Source organism: Photobacterium sp. DNB23_23_1 (genome assembly GCF_052873815.1).
Map to the genome: position 1 here is coordinate 1 of NZ_JBNNXT010000011.1, position 16,747 is coordinate 16,747.

Consider the following 16,747-nt stretch of genomic DNA (forward strand, 5'->3'; position numbering starts at 1 on the left):
TCGCTGCCGCTCGACTTGCATGTGTTAGGCCTGCCGCCAGCGTTCAATCTGAGCCATGATCAAACTCTTCAATTAAAATTTGATTCGCTGCTAAATAAATAGCGGCTCAATGAAATACTGTTAAACCATTACCGAAGTAATGATTGAATTGACTGTGCCAAAATATCTCTTCTATAAATAGAATCTCTATTTTGTATTGGTCACTCAGTTTCATTGATAATTCTTTTGTTGACTATCATTTCACGAGTGCCCACACAGATTGCATGGTCAAATTGTTAAAGAACAATACTGACTGGATAGCGGCTTAAGTTGCCGTGCTCCGTGTCAGTGAGGACGCATTATAGAGACTTCGATCACATTGGCAATAGCGAACATGCAATTATTTCATTCAAATTAACCAATCGTTCAATAAATAGACAAACCTTCTGTTTTACGCATAATTTGCCGACACAGCAGCGCATTGAGCAATATTTTTGCCGCTTCGGAACTCTACTTTTTCTGTCCCAACCTCCTAGCATTGCGTATTACCAAGGCCGCAGCAACAAAGCAAACCCAACAAGACATGGCGGTTGATTCTAATCAATTGATTTACAATTTGCGGCTGAAGCGGCGGTGGGGCTTTGAATTGGTTGAAGTGAGCTGAGACATTATAGCCGCTTTGTGGTTTCACATAGATCCAACCCTCAAGCTCCAACGGCTCATAGGCTTTCATGACGGTCATCATGCTGATTGATTGTAGCTGGCTCATTTTGCGAATAGATGGGATCCGCTCGCCCGGTAACCATAGTTGGCTAACTTGCTCTGTTTAATCAACTCAACAACGCCTATTACCCGGTTAGGCTCCCTTTCAGATCGCATAGTAGTTCCTGTGTCACTGGAATAAGGACAAGCAATAAAAGAGCTTAAGATAATGAGGCTGGTGATGGTGACCGAAACAAAGCTGATACGCAGATACAACAAAGCCCCGACTTACGTCGAGGCTTTGTCATTTAAAAATGGTGCCCGGGGCCGGACTTGAACCGGCACAGTTATTCACCGGCGGATTTTGAATCCGCTGCGTCTACCAATTTCGCCACCCGGGCAGATGCGGCTTATTATACGTATATAGGGCTGATAGACAATTGTTTTTTTGCAAACAATTCAAAAACAAACACTAAGCGCCTAATGAACAACCAAGCCGCTCAGATATAAAGCAGCAACAGGTAATTGGGAGCTACGCCGTATAATAAGACAGGGAGTAAGACCTATCGAAGGATATAGCAATCATGAGAGATCAACACATTGCAACTTGCTCAGCACACACAATATCCAATAAGTCACAGGATTGAGTTATGTCGTATGTATCAAAGAAGCCAAAGTTTATCTTTCTCGCAAATACAACAAAGCCCCGACTTTCGTCGAGGCTTTGTCATTTAAAAATGGTGCCCGGGGCCGGACTTGAACCGGCACAGTTATTCACCGGCGGATTTTGAATCCGCTGCGTCTACCAATTTCGCCACCCGGGCATGCGAATCATTCTACGCATATCGCTTACCAACGCAATAGGAAAAAGTAGGAAAATCGCTCCTTTGCGTTTGTTTGCTGAGATTTTGAGCGTTTTAAGCAAAAAGGTCCATTAGCAAGTGCTATGAACGCCAGAATTGGTACATGAATTTAGGCCCATGACGCATCCACCACCCTACCCCTGATATCGATACTTTATATGGTAGCCAGACACGTAGCCAACTTTGGCGCCGGGCAATCCTCAAGGAACCACCGTCAGGAACACTGACAACTAGCTGATGACCCTCAAAGATAAAAGGGATTCGTGATAACGTTTTTGAAACCGGAAAACGGCAATAGAGCCAAATCAAAGACACAAGCATGCTTTCACTTGGAACCTCTAGGGTTAACCGCCCTCCTTGTGCGTTGAGGTGAGCAATTTCACCACCATGCTCAACCTCAACCTCAACCTCACCATCATATTCCAACATCAATCCAGATTACGCCCACGAATGCTGATACTGCCATTCACCTTCCAAATCGAGTGCTCTGGTTTATCACCAGCTCCGCTTGGCACGCTGATTTCAACATGGTCAAAGTCATAGGTCAGTTCAGCATGCCGCTCTGTTAGTTTGTCATATAGAGCACCGGCCAATTCAGGCCAGTTGGTGGTATTGTCATTGATATCAGCCATGGTGTTGCTCCTCAATCTCAATGCCCCGGAACAGGCTATCGTGTGGACATCTGCTATTTTTACCTCGCCCTATTAAGCGTTGAACTGCAGACTCAATAAATATAGTGCTGATAGCAAAAAGTGCTGCTGAGATGGCTCTCATTTCCAAGATCCGCCCCATTCACCCAACTGGCTTATATTGCTACACTGCCTGCAACATATTGAAGCTACGTTAATTTGGAAAGCCTTGTGAAAAAGAAGAAACAGCCGGACGTTGCATCCACAAAACAATACCCAAGCCTTTTTCGTCGCCTTGCGGCATGGCTCTATGACACCCTGGTCATCGCCGCAGTACTTATGCTTGCTGGCGGCATCGCTATCGGCTTGATGGCCATTTTGGTCTCTATCGGAATGGTCGATATTACTGGCTACGAAGATGTCAGTGCCTACATGACCAAGCACCCTGTGGTTGGCATGATTTATACCGGCTACCTAACCATGGTCATTGTGGGCTTTTTTACTTATTTCTGGTGCCAGGCAGGACAAACATTGGGCATGCGGGCATGGAAGTTACGCATACAAAATAAAGATGGCTCCAATATTAGACCGACCCAAGCGATGATTCGTATGGCAACGTCGGCATTTGGACTGGGCAACTTGTTATCACCTTTCAGCAAGACAAATCAATCTTTCCAAGATGCCATGGCAGACTGCGAGATGGTAGTCCTGCCTAAGGTCAACTAGCCGTAGTTGGGCAGACATAAAAAAGGCGCCAGTGGCGCCTTTTCTTTTGTCCATCCCTATAGCTTTCTTCGCAACAGATAGATAGTGATAAACAAGAACACTAAACTCGGCCCTAGCGCCCCAATAATGGGGTGCAATCGGTAGACAATACTCATCGGTCCGAAAACTTCGTTTGATATATAGAAGCCGAAACCAAAGATCACCCCTGACAGTACCCTCGCCCCCATAGTGACCGAACGCAACGGGCCAAACACGAATGACAGCGCCAACAGCATCATAACCGCGATAGAGAAAGGCTGTAGAGCCTTTCGCCAAAATGCCAATGCATACCGCGATGAATCCTGCTTGGAATCCTCGAGGTAATTTTTGTAGTCATACACACCGGTCAGTGAAAGCTCTTCCGGCTTGAGGGTTACCACCGCGAGCTTATCCGGTGTGAGCGTGGTCTGCCAATGCATCTCAGGAATGCGCTCATTGACTTGCTGAACCTTACCCAAGGTCGTCACTGTCACATTCTTGAGTTGCCATCCCTGCTCGTTGTCATAATCTGCCGATTCGGCAAAGGTCGAATGAGTCAGTTCGTCTTGTTCGTTGAACTGCCAGATATTGATACCATGCAGCTCTTTTTGTTCATGCACCCGAGCGATATAGATAAAGTCATTATCGTCTTTGGTCCATATACCACGCTGAACAGAAAGAATATTACCACCAGAAGTCCAAAGTGCGCGTAGCTCTCGGGCCGCTTTCTGGGCTTCAGGAGCCCCCCACTGGCCAAGCAATGTCACCATCAACATCAAAGGGACTGCTGTTTTCAGCACCGACAAACCAATATCCAGCTTGGAGAAACCAGCCGCCTGCATCACGACCAACTCCGAGCTTGATGCCAACATGCCGAGACCAATCAACGCCCCCAGCAATACCGCCATCGGGAAGAACATTTCGATATCACGCGGGATACTGAGCAGAACATATGCCAATGCCTTCCACAAATCGTAAGTTCCATCGCCCACTTTACGCAACTGCTCGACATACTTGATGATCGCCGACAGGCCCACCAAAGTCGACAATGTCAGGGCCGACGTCGAAATCAGTGTCCGGCCAATGTATAAATCCAGAATCTTAAACATTAACCGCGTCTCCGAAACTTCTCTCTCACCTTACGTATCGCTAAGGTATCCCAACTGTTCAGCGCAATCGCCACGGCAAAAATCACCCCGTTGATTGACCACAAACCAATATACGACGGTAAACCGCCGTCTTCGATGGCCGATTTTCCCGCACTGATCGCCAAAAAGTACGTCAGGTAAATCAAGACTGCCGGTACCAGCTTGGCAAAGCGCCCCTGGCGAGGATTCACCGCAGACAACGGAACCACCACCATAGTTAGCAACGGAATACACAGAACCAGCGACATCCGCCACTGGAATTCGGCCCTGGCTGCTAGCTCCGAGCGTTGCATCAACTCAAGTGTCGGTAAAGCATCCCAATCACGACTTTTTTCACGCACCGCCCGCTGACCGATAAGCGCTTGGTAGTCATCAAACTGGGTAATCGAATAATCCAGCCGAGTTGGAAGCCCCTCGTAGCGGGTTCCTTCTTTTAGATCCAGCACCTGGCGTCCATCAGGAAGTTCACTGACATAACCGCGATCAGCAACCATCACACTCGGGCGAAGGGTATCGCGGGAAGACAGTTGGGCAACAAACACTTTATCCAACCGGCTACCGCTATCGGTAATATCATTGACGAATACAACCCCCTGGCCATCAGGCGCCCCTTTGAATTGGCCTTTCACCAATAAATCGAGGCCTGAATCGGCTTTGACCTGCTCCACCAACTGCTCGGTTTTCTCTACCGACCAAGGGGCTAGCCACAGCGCATTGAATGCCGCAAAAGCGCCGGTAATAATCGCCAGCAACAACGCCGCCTGGATCAGGAACTTATTCCCAATACCTGTGGCATTCATCACCGTAATTTCACTTTCGGCGTATAAACGACCGAAAGTAAGCAAAATGCCAATGTACAAACTCAGCGGCAACATCAACAAGGCCATCGATGGCATGTATAAACCGAGCAAGGTCACAATCAAATCACTCGGGATGGAACCCTCTGTTGCATCAGCTAGAATGCGAATAAATTTCTGACTGATAAAGACAAGAAAAAGGACAAAAAGAACTGCAAATTGGCTTTTTAATGTCTCACGCGTCAAATACCGAACAATAATCACGCTTTAATTACCCATAGAAAACTTGTTTTTTTACTGGAATCACTATAATTTTTCGGTTAATCAGTTATTTTTTTAATCTTTCGGCTAATTGTTAACCTGCACTTTAATCCTATACCGAAATTAGGGTCCAGCAACATAAGTGCGGCATTATCTAACATTTAGCTTTAATTGTCTTTATTAGGATGTAGGAGTACGCATGGAGTTCAGTGTAAAAAGTGGTAGCCCCGAGAAACAGCGCAGTGCCTGTATTGTCGTTGGGGTATTTGAACCACGTCGCCTTTCTCCCATTGCCGAACAGCTCGACAAAATCAGTGATGGCTATATCAGCTCGCTGCTTCGCCGCGGCGATCTAGAAGGCAAGCCTGGTCAAATGTTGCTGCTTCACCATGTACCAAACGTACTCTCAGAGCGTGTATTACTGGTTGGTTGTGGTAAAGAGCGCGAACTTGATGAGCGCCAGTACAAGCAGATCATCAAAAAAACAATTAGCACCCTAAACGAAACCGGTTCAATGGAAGCCGTCTGCTTCCTAACCGAATTGCACGTAAAAGGTCGAGATACCTACTGGAAGGTCCGTCAGGCCGTTGAAACGACAAAGGACAGCCTGTATACCTTCGACCAGTTCAAGAGCAATAAGCCGGAAACCCGCCGTCCATTGCGCAAGCTGGTATTCAATGTGCCAACCCGCCGTGAGCTATCTTTGGGCGAACGCGCTATTTCACACGGCCTAGCTGTCGCTTCGGGCGTCAAAGCGGGTAAAGATCTGGGCAACATGCCACCCAATGTGGCTAACCCAGCCTACCTAGCTTCTCAAGCTCGTCGCCTAGCCGATGACTTTGACACTGTCAGCACCAAGATCATTGGTGAACAGGAAATGAAAGAGCTTGGCATGACCTCTTACCTAGCTGTCGGCCAAGGTTCGAAGAACGAAGCCATGATGTCGGTGATTGAATACAAGGGCAACCCTGAGTCAAGCGCCAAGCCAATTGTCTTGATCGGCAAGGGCCTGACATTCGATTCCGGCGGTATTTCTATCAAACCATCGGCCCAAATGGATGAGATGAAATACGACATGTGCGGTGCGGCGACCGTCTTTGGTGCCATGAAAGCACTGGCGAAACTGAACCTACCAATCAATGTTGTGGGTATCCTTGCTGGCTGTGAAAATATGCCTGGCGGTGGTGCCTACCGTCCGGGTGACATCCTAACAACGATGTCAGGCCAAACTGTAGAAGTATTAAACACCGATGCCGAAGGCCGTCTGGTACTGTGCGACGCACTGACTTATGTTGAGCGCTTTGAGCCAGAGTGCGTGGTCGATGTGGCGACACTGACCGGAGCCTGTGTTGTAGCACTAGGCAACCATATCAGTGGCTTGCTTTCAAACCACAACCCGCTAGCTCATGAGCTGATCAACGCATCCGAGCAAGCTGGTGACCGTGCGTGGCGCCTACCAATGAACGACGAGTACCAAGAGCAACTTGCCAGCCCGTTTGCCGATATGGCCAACCTTGGCTCACCGGGTGCGGGGACCATCACAGCAGGTTGCTTCCTGTCTCGCTTTACCAAGAAGTACAACTGGGCACACCTTGATATTGCCGGTACCGCCTGGGTCGGTGGCAAAGCCAAAGGGGCAACCGGTCGTCCGGTCCCATTGCTGGTCCAGTTCCTGCTCAACCGAGCCGGCCTAGAAAACGTCGAGTAACATTGACGCTTAAAAGGGGGCCAAACGGCCCCCTTCGTTTATAGAGAAAACGCCATGACTCATGCTACTTTTTATATAATCAGTGAAGAGCAACATGCAGGGGATAACCAATTCCAACTGCATTTTGCTTGTCACCAAGCAGCAATGAGTTACCGTCAGGGCCACAAAGTCTACCTGCTGGCAGCCGACAAAGCGCAAGCAGAACAAATAGATGAGTATTTATGGCAACTGGACCCCGATAACTTCGTGCCCCATAACCTGATAGGTGAGGGCCCCCGCGGCGGCTCACCGGTCGAAATTGGCTGGCCCGGACTACGCCACAGCGGACGCCGCGGGATCCTGATTAATTTGGGGCAAAATGCACCAAATTTTGCCGTAACCTTCTCACAAGTGATAGACTTCGTCCCTTGCGATGAAAATCTGAAGCAATTGGCACGCGATCGCTACAAGCAATATCGCCTAGCTGGTATCCAGCTCAATACGGCCAATGCTGCTACGACGCCTTAATTCCACATAGATCCTTCTAAGAGCGCTATGGAAAAGACATACAACCCACAATCAATTGAAAAAGCGCTGTACCAGCGCTGGGAAGAGGCTGGTTACTTCAAGCCTCACGGTGACACATCAAAAGATGCCTACAGCATCATGATCCCACCGCCAAACGTCACAGGTAGCCTACATATGGGCCACGCGTTCCAGGATACCATCATGGATACCCTGATCCGCTGTGAGCGTATGAAGGGCAAGAATACCCTATGGCAAGTCGGTACCGATCACGCGGGTATCGCAACCCAGATGGTTGTGGAGCGTAAGATTGCAGCCGAAGAAGGCAAGACTAAGCACGACTACGGCCGTGACGCCTTCATCGACAAAATCTGGGAATGGAAAGCGGAGTCTGGTGGCAACATCACTCAACAGCTTCGCCGCCTAGGTGCATCTGTAGACTGGGATCGTGAACGCTTTACGATGGATGACGGTCTATCTAATGCGGTTCAAGAAGTGTTTGTTCGCTTGTACGAAGATGATCTCATCTATCGCGGTAAGCGCCTCGTTAACTGGGATCCAAAGCTGCACACCGCTATTTCCGATCTTGAAGTTGAGAACAAAGACAAGAAAGGCCACATGTGGCACTTCCGCTACCCGCTGGCTGACGGCGTGAAGACGGCGGAAGGCAAAGACTACATTGTGGTAGCAACAACCCGTCCAGAAACTATGCTGGGTGATACCGGTGTTGCTGTTAACCCGGAAGATCCACGCTACAAAGATCTGATTGGCAAAGACATCCTTCTGCCTATCGTTGACCGCCGTATTCCAATTGTTGGTGATGAGCATGCCGACATGGAAAAAGGCACAGGTTGTGTGAAGATCACTCCTGCGCACGACTTCAATGACTATGAAGTCGGTAAGCGTCATAGCCTACCGATGATCAACATCCTGACCTTCAATGCTGACATTCGCGATGCTGCTGAAGTCTTCACCACCAACGGTGAAGCTAGCGATGCATACAGCACAGAGCTACCAGCGAAATACCACGGCATGGAGCGCTTCGCTGCCCGTAAAGCGGTTGTTGCAGAGCTTGATGAGCTTGGTCTGCTTGAAGAAATCAAAGATCACGATCTGACTGTACCTTACGGCGACCGCGGTGGCGTGGTTATCGAGCCGATGCTAACTGACCAATGGTATGTCCGTGCTGCACCGCTTGCAGAAACAGCGACCAAGGCAGTGGAAGACGGCGAAATCCAGTTTGTTCCAAAGCAGTACGAAAACATGTACTTCTCTTGGATGCGCGATATCCAAGATTGGTGTATCTCTCGCCAGCTTTGGTGGGGCCACCGTATCCCGGCTTGGTACGATAACGACGGTAATGTCTATGTTGGCCGTACAGAAGAAGAAGTACGTGCAAACAACAATCTGGCACCGGTTGTGGTTCTACGCCAAGACGACGATGTGTTGGATACCTGGTTCTCATCAGCCCTTTGGACATTCGGTACGCAAGGTTGGCCAGAGCAAACAGATGATCTGAAAACCTTCCACCCGTCAGATGTACTGGTAACCGGTTTTGATATCATTTTCTTCTGGGTTGCCCGCATGATCATGATGACCATGTACTTCTGTAAAGATGAAAACGGCAAACCACAAGTACCATTCAAAACAGTTTATGTAACGGGCCTGATCCGTGACGAGAACGGCGACAAGATGTCGAAGTCGAAAGGTAACGTTCTTGATCCAATCGATATGATCGATGGTATCGGTCTTGAAGAGCTTGTAGAGAAACGCTGTGGCAACATGATGCAGCCAAAACTTGCCGCGAAGATCGAAAAGCAAACACGTAAAACTTTTGAAGACGGTATTGAACCTTACGGTACAGATGCCCTGCGTTTCACTCTCGCAGCAATGGCCTCAACGGGCCGTGACATCAACTGGGACATGAAACGCCTAGAGGGTTACCGTAACTTCTGTAACAAGCTTTGGAACGCAAGCCGTTACGTGCTGATGAACACGGAAGAGCAAGACTGCGGCTTCGGTGAAGGTGCTGAGCTTGAATACTCTCTAGCAGATAAGTGGATCGAATCTCAATTTGAACTCGCGGCTAAAGATTTCAATGCACACATTGAAAACTTCCGTCTAGACATGGCTGCTGGCACAATTTATGAGTTCATCTGGAACCAATTCTGTGACTGGTACCTAGAGCTAACTAAACCAGTATTGTGGAAAGGTAACGAAGCACAGCAACGTGCTACGCGTCGTACTTTGATCACTGTACTTGAGAAAACGTTACGCCTTGCACACCCAGTTCTGCCTTACATCACTGAATCTATCTGGCAGAGTGTTATGCCGCTAGTAGACGGTGTTGAAGGTGAAACAATCATGACTCAGGCGTTACCACAGTTCGACGAGTCTAACTTCGATGAGAACGCACTGGCAGATATTGAGTGGGTGAAAACCTTCATCACCTGCATCCGTAATCTACGTGCCGAGTACGACATCGCACCAAGCAAAGCGCTTGATGTGATGCTGAAAGTCGCTGACGAGAAAGATGCAGCACGCATCGAAGCCAACCGTACAGTACTGATGTCTCTTGCTAAGCTAGAAGGCATTAAGGTACTGGCTGACGGTGAACTTCTTGATGGCAAAGAGCTTCCAGCTTGTGCAACCGCACTGGTGGGTAAATCTGAGCTGATGATCCCGATGGCTGGCCTTATCGACAAAGATGCTGAACTTGCTCGCCTTGCGGGTGAAGTGAAGAAAACGGAAGGTGAGATCAAGCGTATCGAAGGCAAGCTAGGCAACGCAGGTTTCGTTGCCAAAGCACCGGAAGCCGTGGTAGCAAAAGAGCGCGAGAAGCTTGAAGGCTACAAAGAAACCTTGGTGAAACTGGCTGAACAGCAAGCGACTATCGCAGCCCTCTAATCGCTAACAAATACAAATCATTAAATAAAAGCCGGCCATGTGCCGGCTTTTTTCTTGCCTGCTCTCCCATAGCACCGGATATCCCCTTCCCCCCGATTAGATCAACGTAATCAGCCATAGCTCACACCTATCAAAGCGATAGATGATAATTAGTTGCAAGTGATAATGGTTATCACTACTATCTAGTTATCAACTGAGGGAGAGTCCACCATGAAAAAGACCATTAGCTTTGCCATTATCCACTTCTTTGTCGCATTTAGCGTTGCCTACTTACTGACGGGCGAGATCCTGATCAGCAGCCTGATCGCCATGATAGAGCCAATGGTCAATACGGTAGCTTTCTACTTCCATGAAAAAGCTTGGCAAACCAAAGCGCTGCTTCGCCGTGGCTATGCCAATCCGGGACGCAAAACCTTCAGCTTTGCAGTTGTCCACTTCAGCGTAGCGTTTGGTGTTGCCTACCTACTAACCGGAGATGTGTTGATTGGTAGTGTGATGGCAATGATTGAACCGGCTATCAATACCGTCGCCTACTACTTCCATGAGCGTATTTGGCAAAAGAAAACCGCCAAACAGGCAGCCAAAGAGGCTCTGGGGCACCTTGCCTGCCACCATGGTGAATTGCAGCAGTGCGCCGATGTCAGTGATATCTCGGTTGACAATGTTGCGAGAAGCAACTAATTTTGATTGCATCACGCAACCAAAAGAGTTTGATACATGGACGCCGTTACCCTCAGAGCCCAATCCCGCCTGCTCGTGCGGGAATTGGGAATGCTTGACCGCCAGTGCGGAAATCTTGATATTACCCCAGTCCAAGCCCACGCCTTGATTGAGCTGGAAGACCAACCACTGTCCGTCAACCAGCTTGCCGCCCGGCTTAAGGTAGATAAATCCAATGCCAGCCGAACCTGTGCCACCCTGCTCAATGCTGGCCTACTAACCACCCAGGCTGATCCAGAAGACGGTCGCAAGCAGCTCTCGCGCTTATCCGAGCAAGGCCAAGCGCTACTTGGCACCCTCAACCAGTCACTCAACCAGCAAGTGGCCCACTTCATGGCGCAACTCGATCAGGACGAAATAGACAGCCTGGCCCAAAGCCTGCAACGTTATACCAAAGCGATTCAAGCCAACAAACAACAGGAAGGCTATCAGTTACGGCTTCTAACTCCGCTTGATAACGCCGCTATGGCTGCAGTTGTACGCAGGGTATCAGACGAGCACGGCTTAACCGCCGATAAAGGCTATGGTGTGTCAGACCCGACTCTGGATGCGCTCAGCGAGGTCTACAGCGCGCCTGGCTGCGCATTTTGGGTGGTAGAGAGGGACAATCGTATCCTTGGCGGCGGAGGGATCGCGGCCTTAGCGGGAGAAGAAGGAGTATGTGAACTGCAAAAGATGTATTTCTTACCGGAGTTACGGGGTAAAGGCTTCGCCCGGCGGATCGCCGCCACAGCACTGAAATTTGCCCGTCAGCAGCAATACAAGGCATGCTACCTCGAAACCACCGCCTCACTGCAGGCTGCCATCAACTTGTATCTGGGATTGGGTTTTGTCCGGATCCCCCACGCCATGGGACAGACCGGCCACGATGCCTGCGAAGTCAGGATGCTGAAAACACTCTAGTGCTGAAATAGCTGCTGAAGACAAAAAAAGCCGGCTACAAGCCAGCTTTTCAACGTTATCAAAGTGCAGTTATACCAATCTGGATAAGTCGTTGATCAAGTATTTACACTAGAAAAACCGTTGTTATCAAGGCAGATATTGCAGTAACAAGTGACTCTAGTTACAAAATATCTAACGCAGAGAACAGCGGTTTTAACCAGCAAGGCTGATCAAATATTTATGTAGGTTGGTATTATGGCAGGCGAAGATTACTCTTCGTCTTCACCCTCTTCTTCATCGTCTTCGCCCGACTCGAAGTAAGTGCCCCAACCGTCGTAATCGATGTTGTGCTTCTCAGCCAGTTGGATCAGTTTATCAGCCTGCTCATCAATAACCTCTGCATTCAGCGCAGATTCCATCACGGCATCAAAACACACCACTTTGCCACCACCGTCTTCCGGTGCCAACTCAAGCTCTTCCGCTTCCAGCACTTCAAAGCCCATTTTGAAAGCTTCAACAGCTGCAGCTTCAAGCTCTTCAAAAGTATCGGCTGAGAAATGGTGCTCGATGGTGTAAAGCGCATCAGGCACACTGCCATCTTCTAGCAACGCCGCAATAATTTCGCGCGTTTCTTCCTTCTGCTCTTCGATCAGTTCTGCATAAGACATGGGGAAACTCCACCTATGGAATAAATTCGAACGCAAATATCGCATGGATCGCAATAAAATACCAAGTGAAATCTCCCTAGTTTGAAAACTTGATATTTATCAAACTAACCGCCGATTTATTCCGCCACACAATGGCTCTGGGAAATGCATAATATTCCCCAATATGCGCTTCAAGCGAATAAACACAAAACCCTCAATAGCATATTCACCCACAAAACTCAGAGAAATACCCTAAGCCGCCTATTTAGCGATGGACAGGCGATATGAAAGGGCGGGAAAAGTGTGAACAATCCCAAAGATATACTGCGCCTAGCGGCATAAAATTCACTGGCAACAAGCCAATAGAGCCACGGCAAAGACTGATGGCCATTAATAAGCATACGAGAGATACGATCATGAGTAACTTCTACCACGGCCTTGAGCCTGGGAGGCGGCGCCGTAATCAGCTGCGTCGTCCCCGTAGGACACTCACCAACCTTACATTCGCATTGGACAGCGTTCCGCTGTCGGGGATCACTTCCCCTCCCTTTGCGGTGTCAGGGAGTGAGTATACGGCTTCGACACCTCACCCAACGTTGACACCCCGATCCCGCCTGTTTCGACAGCAAGGATAAACAACCTGTAAACCATTCCCGTTAGCAACTTGCTAATGCCTGGTTCTGCCTGCTCCGGCGTCATGTCCGGCGAGTCCCGTCATGCCTGACGACAGGCCTGGTAGATGAATCACCCTTGTGCTGAATGTACAAGGGCAAGGAGATAACAATGACAACCGAAACAATGAAACAGGAACAGAAAAGCGGCTTTTTTGCCAATTTTAAATTCCCTTCTGCTTACACCATTTTATTTGCTCTTATTGCCCTCGTCGCATTAATGACCTGGATTGTACCTGCTGGTCAGTACGACCGTGTAATGAATGACGATTTAGGCCGAGAGGTCCCAGTAACCGGAACTTATCAATCCGTAGAAAGTAACCCGCAAGGCGTGGTCGACGTCCTGCTGGCCCCCATTGATGGCTTCTACGATCACAACACTTATGAAGCCGCGGCAATCGATGTTTCACTATTTATATTGGTAATCGGTGGCTTCCTCGGCCTCGTCACCAAGACTGGTGCAATTGATGCCGGTATCGAACGGGTAACCGCGCGCTTACAAGGGCGTGAAGAAATGATGATACCGATACTGATGGCGCTGTTTGCCGCAGGCGGTACTGTCTACGGTATGGCGGAAGAGTCACTGCCATTCTACACACTGTTGGTGCCTGTCATGATGGCCGCCCGCTTTGACCCTGTCGTTGCCGCTGCTACAGTACTACTCGGTGCCGGTATAGGTACTCTGGGATCAACCATCAACCCGTTTGCCACCGTTATCGCGGCCAACGCTGCGGGCATCCCATTCACCGATGGCATCATGCTTCGCATCGCCATGTTGGTAGTCGGCTGGTTGATCTGTGTTGCCTATGTTATGCGCTATGCAAAAATGGTTCGCGCCGACAAAACTAAATCGATTGTCTACGACAAATACGAAGAGAACAAAGCCCACTTCTTGGGTAACCAATCTGGCGAAATGCTGGAATTCACAACGACCCGTAAAGTCATTTTGGCTATCTTCGCCGCTTCATTCGGTATCATGATTTACGGCGTAGCTGTTGCAGGATGGTGGATGGCTGAGATTTCAGGCATGTTCCTGGCTTCAACCATCATCATCGGCTTGATTGCCCGCATGAGCGAAGAAGAATTCACGTCAAGCTTCATCGACGGTGCTCGAGACCTACTGGGTGTTGCTCTTATCATCGGTATCGCTCGCGGTATTGTGGTGATTATGGACCGCGGTATGATCACAGACACCATCCTCAATACTGCAGAGCATGCAGTGACTGGTCTGTCTTCAATCGTATTCATCAACGTCATGTACTGGCTAGAGATCCTGCTGTCGTTCTTAGTACCTTCATCATCAGGTCTGGCGGTATTGACCATGCCGATTATGGCACCGTTGGCTGACTTTGCCGGTGTAAGCCGCGACCTTGTCGTAACGGCATACCAATCAGCATCGGGTATTGTGAACCTAATGACACCAACATCAGCAGTGGTAATGGGTGGCTTGGCTATTGCTCGAGTCCCTTATGTACGCTGGGTAAAATGGGTGGCGCCACTACTAGGTATCCTAACGGTGCTGATCATGGCGATGCTGAGTGTCGGTGCCATGCTGTAAATAACAATCTACCTTTCGATCTTGCTTGTTTCGCCGCCCCTTTTGGGGCGGCTTTTTTATCTTATACCGACCATACCGCCAACCACGAAAGCACAATAAGCTGTCGTACAACCCCGCATAACAACGAGCGAGCTAGCTCGACCGTCACCGAACTTATATTCCACCGCCCTTAAAGATTTTTAAAGAAAATATAAATAAAACACCATAAAAACGACACCTGTTATTTTTAAACTCATACCAAAAAATCAATCAACGGATAAAAACCACAAATAAACCTGTGTGGATAAATTACAAAAAAGCACTCACATCAAATAAAAAGAAAAATATTTGTTACTAACACAGTAACATTCCAATTATTTTTATATAGACAAACACTTTTAATGCATAAGATTATAGCTTTTACATTACAACAACATGAATATTTCTGAATAAGATTCCACCACCACCACCTAACATGATAAAAAACAAATAGATAAGAAAGTCACAGCCACTTAAAACCTAATGAAAATACATAAATACCCATGCATGTAATCCAGTGACAACTGCATTAAAAATGTTAACAAATCAAATATATAGCGTTACCAGCTTAATAATAAAAGTGTGATAGACCTCTAAGACTCCCCCCCCCTTTGGGGTAAAATGAAACCCAGATACGAAAGCAAAGAAATAAATAACTTCTTACTTTGCAATAAAATAAATACAGCCAAAAAAATTGGCAATAAATAAAGAGAGATACGATCATGAGTAAGTTCTACGTAGGTTCTGAAATAGGTCAATTACGCCGCGTTCTTATCCACCGTCCAGAGCGTGCGCTAACTCACCTAACTCCATCAAACTGTCACGATCTACTATTTGATGATGTATTAGCGGTTGAGCGCGCTGGCCAAGAGCACGACGTATTTGCTAACACACTACGTGAGCAAGGTGTTGAAGTCATGCTTCTTGGTGATTTGCTAGCAGATACGCTAGAAGTGCCAGAAGCAAAAGATTGGCTTCTTCAAACGCAAATCTCTGACTACCGCCTAGGTATTGCATTTGCTAACGATGTACGTTGCTTCCTTGCAGACCTACCAAGCAAAGAGTTATCTTCCATTCTTCTTGGCGGTCTTAGCTATGCTGAGCTACCAATTCAGTCTTCTTCAATGATGCAAGGCATGCACGAGCCAACTGACTTCATCATTGAGCCACTACCAAACCACCTATTTACTCGCGACACATCTTGCTGGGTATACGGCGGTGTCTCTATCAACCCAATGGCGAAAGCAGCCCGTCAACGTGAGACAAACCACGTTCGCGCTATCTACCGCTGGCACCCAACCTTCGCAGGCCAGGACTTCATCAAGTACTTCGGCGACGAAGAGAAGATGTACGACAACTCGACTATCGAAGGCGGTGACGTACTGGTTATCGGTAAAGGCGCAGTCCTTATCGGTATGTCTGAGCGCACAACACCACAAGGTGTTGAGCAGCTAGCATCAAGCTTATTCAAGCACGGTGAAGCCAAGCAAGTTATTGCAATGCAACTACCTAAACACCGCTCTTGCATGCACCTAGATACTGTTATGACGCACATGCGTGAAGATACCTTCTCTGTTTACCCAGAAGTTGTACGTAAAGACGTTCAGTGCTGGAGCCTAACTGGCGACGAATCTGGCGCAGTCAAAGTGAAGGAAGAAGGTTACTTCGTGACCGCTATCGAGAAAGCACTAGGCGTAGACAAACTAAACCTAATCACGACAGGCGGCGACAGCTTCGAAGCAGAGCGCGAGCAGTGGAACGATGCGAACAACGTACTGACAGTGAAACCAGGTGTGGTTATTGGTTACGAACGTAACACTTACACCAACGAGAAGTACGACAAGGCTGGTATCACAGTACTGCCTATCCCAGGTGACGAACTAGGCCGCGGCCGTGGTGGCGCTCGCTGCATGAGCTGCCCAATCGAGCGTGACGGTATCTAATACCGAGGCCATTTGCCTAACCTGACAGCCGGTGCTCAGCACCGGCCACCAAACAGCAAGACCTCT

The 16,747-nt window shown here is 48.4% G+C and carries 15 protein-coding genes, 2 tRNA genes, 1 rRNA gene and 1 pseudogene; 9 read left to right on the forward strand and 10 right to left on the reverse strand.

Going from position 1 to position 16,747, the window contains the following annotated elements:
- Positions 1-75, reverse strand: a 16S ribosomal RNA gene (locus ACVA53_RS09120); the annotation flags it as partial.
- A gap of 385 nt (positions 76-460) precedes the next feature.
- On the opposite strand from ACVA53_RS09120, the gene ACVA53_RS09125 reads away from it, so the two are divergent.
- Positions 461-643 (forward strand): hypothetical protein, encoded by a 183-nt coding sequence (locus tag ACVA53_RS09125; protein ID WP_446504935.1) that lies wholly within the window; start codon positions 461-463, stop codon positions 641-643.
- 12 nt (positions 644-655) lie between these two features.
- Here the strand turns inward: ACVA53_RS09125 and ACVA53_RS09130 are convergent.
- The 5 genes and pseudogenes from ACVA53_RS09130 to ACVA53_RS09150 all read right to left on the reverse strand — a co-directional run.
- A pseudogene (locus ACVA53_RS09130) lies at positions 656-775 on the reverse strand (GntR family transcriptional regulator); the annotation flags it as partial.
- Positions 776-996: 221 nt separating this feature from the next.
- A tRNA-Leu gene (locus tag ACVA53_RS09135) sits at positions 997-1,082 on the reverse strand.
- Between the two features lie 337 nt (positions 1,083-1,419).
- A tRNA-Leu gene (locus ACVA53_RS09140) sits at positions 1,420-1,505 on the reverse strand.
- Positions 1,506-1,625: 120 nt separating this feature from the next.
- The gene (locus ACVA53_RS09145) at positions 1,626-1,973 is read right to left on the reverse strand and encodes a hypothetical protein (RefSeq protein WP_446504936.1); all 348 of its coding nucleotides are present in this window, start codon (positions 1,971-1,973) and stop codon (positions 1,626-1,628) included.
- Positions 1,973-2,176 carry a hypothetical protein gene (locus ACVA53_RS09150; protein WP_255045101.1) on the reverse strand — a complete coding sequence of 68 codons (204 nt, stop codon included), beginning with the start codon at positions 2,174-2,176 and terminating at the stop codon, positions 1,973-1,975. The genes ACVA53_RS09145 and ACVA53_RS09150 overlap by 1 nt, the downstream gene beginning before the upstream one ends.
- A gap of 228 nt (positions 2,177-2,404) precedes the next feature.
- On the opposite strand from ACVA53_RS09150, the gene ACVA53_RS09155 reads away from it, so the two are divergent.
- Positions 2,405-2,899: an RDD family protein gene (locus tag ACVA53_RS09155; protein ID WP_255045100.1), complete on the forward strand. Its 495-nt coding sequence runs from the start codon at positions 2,405-2,407 to the stop codon at positions 2,897-2,899.
- Positions 2,900-2,955: 56 nt separating this feature from the next.
- Here ACVA53_RS09155 and lptG read toward each other — a convergent pair whose 3' ends face one another.
- Both lptG and lptF read right to left on the reverse strand, forming a co-directional pair.
- On the reverse strand, positions 2,956-4,026 hold the full coding sequence (gene lptG / locus ACVA53_RS09160) for an LPS export ABC transporter permease LptG (RefSeq protein WP_255045099.1): 1,071 nt from the start codon (positions 4,024-4,026) through the stop codon (positions 2,956-2,958).
- Entirely contained in the window at positions 4,026-5,126 is a 1,101-nt protein-coding gene (gene lptF / locus ACVA53_RS09165) for an LPS export ABC transporter permease LptF (RefSeq protein WP_255045098.1), read from the reverse strand. The genes lptG and lptF overlap by 1 nt, the downstream gene beginning before the upstream one ends.
- Before the next feature lie 196 nt (positions 5,127-5,322).
- On the opposite strand from lptF, the gene pepA reads away from it, so the two are divergent.
- From pepA to ACVA53_RS09190, 5 genes are all read left to right on the forward strand, one after another.
- The gene (gene pepA, locus ACVA53_RS09170; protein WP_255045097.1) at positions 5,323-6,831 is read left to right on the forward strand and encodes a leucyl aminopeptidase; all 1,509 of its coding nucleotides are present in this window, start codon (positions 5,323-5,325) and stop codon (positions 6,829-6,831) included.
- Between the two features lie 54 nt (positions 6,832-6,885).
- Positions 6,886-7,338 carry a DNA polymerase III subunit chi gene (locus ACVA53_RS09175; protein WP_255045096.1) on the forward strand — a complete coding sequence of 151 codons (453 nt, stop codon included), beginning with the start codon at positions 6,886-6,888 and terminating at the stop codon, positions 7,336-7,338.
- A gap of 27 nt (positions 7,339-7,365) precedes the next feature.
- The gene (locus ACVA53_RS09180) at positions 7,366-10,242 is read left to right on the forward strand and encodes a valine--tRNA ligase (RefSeq protein ID WP_255045095.1); all 2,877 of its coding nucleotides are present in this window, start codon (positions 7,366-7,368) and stop codon (positions 10,240-10,242) included.
- Between the two features lie 210 nt (positions 10,243-10,452).
- On the forward strand, positions 10,453-10,923 hold the full coding sequence (locus ACVA53_RS09185) for a DUF2061 domain-containing protein (RefSeq protein ID WP_446504937.1): 471 nt from the start codon (positions 10,453-10,455) through the stop codon (positions 10,921-10,923).
- 36 nt (positions 10,924-10,959) lie between these two features.
- Positions 10,960-11,865, forward strand: a complete 906-nt coding sequence (locus ACVA53_RS09190) for a bifunctional helix-turn-helix transcriptional regulator/GNAT family N-acetyltransferase (RefSeq protein WP_255045093.1) — start codon at positions 10,960-10,962, stop codon at positions 11,863-11,865.
- A 248-nt stretch (positions 11,866-12,113) separates the two neighbouring features.
- On the opposite strand, the gene rraB is transcribed toward ACVA53_RS09190, so the two are convergent.
- Together rraB and ACVA53_RS09200 are read right to left on the reverse strand one after the other, a co-directional pair.
- A complete protein-coding gene (gene rraB, locus ACVA53_RS09195) occupies positions 12,114-12,512 on the reverse strand; it encodes a ribonuclease E inhibitor RraB (RefSeq protein ID WP_255045092.1) in 399 nt (132 codons plus the stop codon).
- Positions 12,513-13,025: 513 nt separating this feature from the next.
- Positions 13,026-13,190, reverse strand: coding sequence for a hypothetical protein (locus ACVA53_RS09200; protein ID WP_446504938.1), 165 nt, complete (start codon positions 13,188-13,190; stop codon positions 13,026-13,028).
- Between the two features lie 84 nt (positions 13,191-13,274).
- On the opposite strand from ACVA53_RS09200, the gene ACVA53_RS09205 reads away from it, so the two are divergent.
- Together ACVA53_RS09205 and arcA are read left to right on the forward strand one after the other, a co-directional pair.
- Entirely contained in the window at positions 13,275-14,720 is a 1,446-nt protein-coding gene (locus ACVA53_RS09205; RefSeq protein WP_255045090.1) for a YfcC family protein, read from the forward strand.
- A 740-nt stretch (positions 14,721-15,460) separates the two neighbouring features.
- Positions 15,461-16,681, forward strand: coding sequence for an arginine deiminase (gene arcA / locus ACVA53_RS09210; protein WP_255044706.1), 1,221 nt, complete (start codon positions 15,461-15,463; stop codon positions 16,679-16,681).
- Positions 16,682-16,747 lie beyond the last annotated feature (66 nt).

Bases quoted from the DNA above. Each gene is read 5' to 3' on its own strand.
- ACVA53_RS09145 (WP_446504936.1), bottom strand. From the start codon at position 1,973: ATGTTGGAATATGATGGTGAGGTTGAGGTTGAGGTTGAGCATGGTGGT.
- ACVA53_RS09150 (WP_255045101.1), bottom strand. From the start codon at position 2,176: ATGGCTGATATCAATGACAATACCACCAACTGGCCTGAATTGGCCGGT.
- lptG (WP_255045099.1), bottom strand. From the start codon at position 4,026: ATGTTTAAGATTCTGGATTTATACATTGGCCGGACACTGATTTCGACG.
- pepA (WP_255045097.1), top strand. From the start codon at position 5,323: ATGGAGTTCAGTGTAAAAAGTGGTAGCCCCGAGAAACAGCGCAGTGCC.
- ACVA53_RS09175 (WP_255045096.1), top strand. From the start codon at position 6,886: ATGACTCATGCTACTTTTTATATAATCAGTGAAGAGCAACATGCAGGG.
- ACVA53_RS09180 (WP_255045095.1), top strand. From the start codon at position 7,366: ATGGAAAAGACATACAACCCACAATCAATTGAAAAAGCGCTGTACCAG.
- ACVA53_RS09185 (WP_446504937.1), top strand. From the start codon at position 10,453: ATGAAAAAGACCATTAGCTTTGCCATTATCCACTTCTTTGTCGCATTT.
- ACVA53_RS09190 (WP_255045093.1), top strand. From the start codon at position 10,960: ATGGACGCCGTTACCCTCAGAGCCCAATCCCGCCTGCTCGTGCGGGAA.
- rraB (WP_255045092.1), bottom strand. From the start codon at position 12,512: ATGTCTTATGCAGAACTGATCGAAGAGCAGAAGGAAGAAACGCGCGAA.
- ACVA53_RS09200 (WP_446504938.1), bottom strand. From the start codon at position 13,190: ATGACGCCGGAGCAGGCAGAACCAGGCATTAGCAAGTTGCTAACGGGA.
- ACVA53_RS09205 (WP_255045090.1), top strand. From the start codon at position 13,275: ATGACAACCGAAACAATGAAACAGGAACAGAAAAGCGGCTTTTTTGCC.
- arcA (WP_255044706.1), top strand. From the start codon at position 15,461: ATGAGTAAGTTCTACGTAGGTTCTGAAATAGGTCAATTACGCCGCGTT.